This window comes from Celeribacter persicus, from assembly GCF_003050785.1.
In the GTDB taxonomy this organism is placed as follows: domain Bacteria; phylum Pseudomonadota; class Alphaproteobacteria; order Rhodobacterales; family Rhodobacteraceae; genus Celeribacter; species Celeribacter persicus.
Map to the genome: position 1 here is coordinate 1 of NZ_QAOH01000056.1, position 4,875 is coordinate 4,875.

The 4,875-nt window shown below is 56.9% G+C and carries 4 protein-coding genes; all 4 read right to left on the minus strand.

Annotated elements, in window-relative coordinates; translation table 11 throughout:
• Positions 1-3: 3 nt before the first annotated feature.
• Entirely contained in the window at positions 4-537 is a 534-nt protein-coding gene (locus C8N42_RS20850; RefSeq protein ID WP_245890329.1) for a hypothetical protein, read from the minus strand.
• Positions 534-1,127: a recombinase family protein gene (locus C8N42_RS20855; protein WP_107818304.1), complete on the minus strand. Its 594-nt coding sequence runs from the start codon at positions 1,125-1,127 to the stop codon at positions 534-536. The genes C8N42_RS20850 and C8N42_RS20855 overlap by 4 nt, the downstream gene beginning before the upstream one ends.
• A 121-nt stretch (positions 1,128-1,248) precedes the next feature.
• Positions 1,249-1,866 carry a plasmid pRiA4b ORF-3 family protein gene (locus C8N42_RS20860; protein WP_107818306.1) on the minus strand — a complete coding sequence of 206 codons (618 nt, stop codon included), beginning with the start codon at positions 1,864-1,866 and terminating at the stop codon, positions 1,249-1,251.
• Positions 1,867-1,874: 8 nt separating this feature from the next.
• Entirely contained in the window at positions 1,875-4,787 is a 2,913-nt protein-coding gene (locus tag C8N42_RS20865; RefSeq protein WP_425430543.1) for a Tn3 family transposase, read from the minus strand.
• Positions 4,788-4,875: the final 88 nt, after the last annotated feature.

Here is a 4,875-nt window from a genome sequence, read left to right on the forward strand (position 1 = left end):
GGCCTAGCTGGCCCGAAGCTGCATATTTGGGCCTTTGAGAGAACAAAGCCCGTACATTTCATTGGTCTGACCGCTGCAGATACAAAGCGACGTTTTCAGCTGGCATCTTGAAGCATCGACCGTCTGAGACTCGTTCAGTGCTGATAGGGTATTTTGGTCTGTTAGGGTTGATCCCAATGATCCGGTGAAGGTCTCCACCGGTTTTAAAGGTTCGGCGATAATCAGATGGCTCCAGTCCAAAATGCGGTGCAAGCATTCGAACATGGCTTTGTCCGGCGAGTAGATCGCGCCGTCTTCCATCGGAATGCCGACGCGAAAGCCGATGTTGAAGCTATGACGCAGATCGATATCGCTCAGTTCGCCGCCTTCGACCGTCAACCCATGCGTTTCCGCTACGGCGAGGCAGGCCTTCATCATGTCTAGGCGCAGACGATCGCACAGCTCTGGCGTCAGATTGCGCGGCGGGGAGACTTTGGAACTTGTCTGGACCGACGTTTTTTTCGCGGGGGCTTTTGGCTTGCGGGCGTTCTTTTTCATGACGCAGCCGCCTCGTTGCTATTGTGGTCCAAGGTCATTTGGGCCTTTGCTTTATAGACTGTTCCGCGCGAGATCCCCATCTCGCGCGCGATTGCGGTAGGCGAGCAGCCCTCGATCAGCTTCGCCTGAATGGCCTCGAGATCGATTTTGGGTTTGCGCCCGCGATAGGCACCGCGCTGCTTTGCTGAGGCAATGCCTTCGGCTTGGCGCTCCCGGCGCAGGTTAGTTTCGAACTCAGCGAAAACGCCAAGCATATCGAAAAAGGCTTTTCCGGTTGCCGTGGATGTATCAACAGGCTGCTCGGTTGCCGCCAGATGCGCGCCCTTGGATTTCAGATGGGTGACGATAGCCTGCAGATCACTGAGACTGCGGGCCAGCCGGTCAATGCGCGTGACCACCAGCGTTTCTCCTGGATGGATGAAATCGAGGATCGTCTTGAGCTCGGGTCGTCCCTCTAGGCTGGTCCCGCTCTTTTGCTCGGTGCGGACCATGCCACATCCGGCCGCTTTCAAGGCAGCAATCTGCGCATCGAGGTTCTGTTCGACGGTTGAAGTGCGCGCGTACCCGATTTTGGCCTGATAGGTGTTCATTTTGAGTGTGCCCTTGACATGATCTGTTCATTATCGCGAAACAGACCCAAAGTGAACACGAAATCCGCTTGTTTCCGTGTTCACACGGAACGCCATCATGGGTATACTCTAAGTGACGCTTCTAGCCCTCCATAACCCATCGTGATGTCCGCCGTGTCTTTTGCCTTTGCAGTTTCGTGAACTGCTCACTGACAGCATCGGCATGAATGTCGTCATGAGCCCAGTCAACGTATCCGGCTTCCTTCGCCCAATCATGTTCTGGGTGGCTTGAGTCCTCGCGCGCCTCCTTGAATGCCTCGTACATCGGTGGGCCTCCGATATCCTCTGGCGGGGTCGCCCATTGACCTCCGACAAAACGCGGTAAGGGCTCGTTCGGCTCAACGGGACGCTTCGAGATCAACTCAACCCGGTGCATCCAGTCATCACCAAAGTCATAGGTATAAATGACCGGCGGCACCTTGGCGTTCAGGAAAAAGTCGAGCTTCTTCGTGGTGACCTCCATCACCGGCGGGCCGAACATCGGTTCGATCCAGAAGTCCTCGTTTTTCATCTGGTATTTACGGTCACCAATCTCGAAATCCCACAGGTGCATATCGTACCACAGGAAAGCCGCCTGAATGGCATCGTGCAAGTGTGGGAGGGTCTTGTCCGACCTGATCTCGATCTCCCGCCACGGGGCGGGATCGACATCTTCAAGGGTGACTTTCAGTCGTAGGACCTGGGGTTCTTTCTTAGCCATGAGCGCCTCTATGCGGCCAAGGCTCCAAAATCGATCCGCTTATCCAGATCGACCTCGAAGCGGCCATAAGGGTTGATGTGTAGATAGATGAGCGGGGACAGGCCGCGATAGTCCTCTGGGGACAAGCGTGCGACCACATTGGGGTTACGCAGGACGGATTGCACCATTCGCGTGTTCACGTAGACCAATGACGACTGTAACAGGTGCAGCGCATGCGCGGCGGTTTCCTGGTCCCGCACACGGTTGGTTGCGATTTCGCCGCCCTTGCCGAAGAACACGAAGCTGTTGGCGCTGTTCCAGTTTTCCACGACGTTCAGCCCTTCGTGAATTTCCCGGCGGAACGCCTCGGACCGAAGGTATCGACACAGGAATATCGTCTTGATGGCGCGGCCAAGCTCGGCGAGCGCCTTGTAGGTGGGGTGCATCACATCCGATCGCGCAAACCGGCGCAGGATGGCCTCCGGATCTGCCGTCCCATGGCGCATGGCGGCTGCGTATTTGACCATTTCATCATACTGGCGTTCGATCTCACCCCAATCGATCACGCCTGACAGAATTGGCAACAGATTAGGCAGTTGCCCTCGCATACCCGCACTCGGAAGGGCGAGTTTTTGGCGCGCGATAGCTTTGAGACGTGGCGCAAGCTCAAATCCCAGAAGATGGCAAAAAGCAAAGCCGACAGCGCTTTGTCCGTGGCTGTCTACATACTGCCGCTGGATTTCCATATCAGTGCAGTGCCGCAAGACGCCCTCAATCATGGCGGCCACTTCGGAAGACGAACAGCGTTTCAGCTGCGAATAAATGCAAGTTGCCTGCCGCTCGACATGCCAGTAAATCATGACGCCGCGTCCACCATAGCGCGCATGCCATTCCGTCATCAGGTTGCGGTCCCACGCTCCGAACTTGGTGGAATCCCCGGCACAGGTCGTGCCCGGCGCACCCCAAACTTCCGGGTTGCGGATTTCCAGCGTCGCATTGGCAACCTGCGCACACGCCGCCTTGAGGGAGGCAGGGTCAATATAGCGCCGCCGGATATGCAAGAGTTCGTCATAACTGACATCGGGAGAACCGGCGGCCACGCGTTTCAAGCCCGCGTTGGTTCCCAAGCCGTAAAGGCAGAGCAGCAAGCGTTGATCTCGCACGACAGCTGGCAAAGCCTCCCGGCTGGCCGAGGTCTGAAAGCTGTTCAGAAACCCTGTGTTGAGGGCGGTCTCCTTGAGAACATCCAAAAGCCCGGTCATCGGCCAAGCCCGGGCAACCTCGGCTTTTAGCGTCGCCAGACCAGTCGGCTCTGGAGCCGGCGCCAGCGGCGTTACGGAAATCCGGTTCTCCCCGCCCCACCGCAGGCGCACTTTGTCATTGTCAGGCAAGGTTGCATTCAGCAGGTGGAGCTCCTGTTCCAGGTCCGCCTTAACGCCCGCGACAAAGCTCTGCACGTCGCGTGACAGCCCCAGATCGGCATAGTAGGCGTCTCGGCGCGCGGCAAAGTCCCCCGGCAGATCATCATCCGGATTGCGGTACCGGTCCGCGCCCTCAATCCAGATTTCTTTGGCACGGATGCGTTCCCGTAGTTGCGTCAGCACACAGAGCTCAAAGGACACAACATTGACCCGGCCGTTCTCGTCAATGACTGTTTTGCGCCATTTCCCGGGGATAATCCCTGCTGGAGTATCATCTTCAGAAACCACCCGGCGAGCAGCTTCCGCAAACCGGATAATCTGATCCAAGGCGGATAATATCGGATGCCACATTGCGTTGTTCGACCGAAATCGCAAAGCCCGGAGCAACGGTGGCAACATGCGGCGGTAGTGGCTAGCATATGAGTTGCGCATGGTTTGTTGGATGCGCGTGTCCAAGGTACCCTTGGCGCGATGTTCGTCAACGACTGCCCGGAGCTTACCCGCTCCAGCGATAGGGAAGATAACGTCTTCAATCCGGCCCTCGGGATGATCCAACGCGGCCATGGCGATCTCGACAAGCAACCGTTCCTTGCCGTGAACCGCGCCTATATCGGCCGCGATGCCCTGAATGACCTTGCGGCGCGATCGTGTTCCCAGACGATGAACCACCTCCAACAGCAAATCAATGAGGCCGTCGATCAGCTGCGAGCGGCGATGTATCAGGTAGACCGCAAGAAGTCCGAGGCGCTTCTCGGGGGCATGACGGCGCATTTCCGAGGCGGTTTCACCTTCTACCTGACGCGCAAGCCGCGCAATCCATCCCCGCTCAACCCTATCAAGAACAGCAATTGGTAGATCGAGGCCATCGACAAAGGACACCTTCCTAGCTGCCAGCAACACGCTTTCCAGCGTTGCCGCGCCCACATCATCCTTCAGGCGCTGAAACCCCGTATCGGCTAAAGGCTCCGAAAGCGCCCATTCCAGTTTTTCAATGGTCTCAGCGGTAAGCTGCGCGCCTACACGGTCCAGAAAGCCATCTCGAAAATCACGGCGAGCAGCGCGAGCAATGCGTTCCATGATCTTGTCTGACGGGATAAAAACGCCCAGCTGCCGCGCCTGGTCAAAACCACGTTCGATCCAGCCTGCCAAGGTCAGGTCCTGCCCACCAAGCTGCTCAATCATCCAGGCCTGGAGGTTGGCGCGGTCACGATCAGAAGCTCGACGAAATCCAAGAAAATTGAGAATGCCCGCACGTTGCCGTCGCGCGGTATCACTGGAAAATGAGTAGGAAAGATCGTCTGTCGCCCCAATCTGATCCTCAACGTACGCGATCACATCAGGGTCAAGATCACTGCGGTCGGCAGGAAACCTTGCATGTTGGCGAAAAAAGAGGAGCTGGCATGCAATCGCTACCCGAGACTTCGCCCCGAACCGATTGAGAAATTCAAAATCAGAATACGAAAGCCCCCACACCGAGGCAAATGCTTGCTCTGTCATGACACCTCCAGACGCAAGTATCATCCAACATCAGCTCTGACCGTCAATCAGCCTTTTGTTCTCAACATGTTCTCTCAAAAGCCCAAATATGCAGCTTCGGGCCAGCCAGGCC

Excerpts from the sequence above, each read along its gene's own strand:
- C8N42_RS20850 (WP_245890329.1), bottom strand. The coding sequence starts at position 537 with ATGAAAAAGAACGCCCGCAAGCCAAAAGCCCCCGCGAAAAAAACGTCG.
- C8N42_RS20855 (WP_107818304.1), bottom strand. The coding sequence starts at position 1,127 with ATGAACACCTATCAGGCCAAAATCGGGTACGCGCGCACTTCAACCGTC.
- C8N42_RS20860 (WP_107818306.1), bottom strand. The coding sequence starts at position 1,866 with ATGGCTAAGAAAGAACCCCAGGTCCTACGACTGAAAGTCACCCTTGAA.
- C8N42_RS20865 (WP_425430543.1), bottom strand. The coding sequence starts at position 4,787 with ATGATACTTGCGTCTGGAGGTGTCATGACAGAGCAAGCATTTGCCTCG.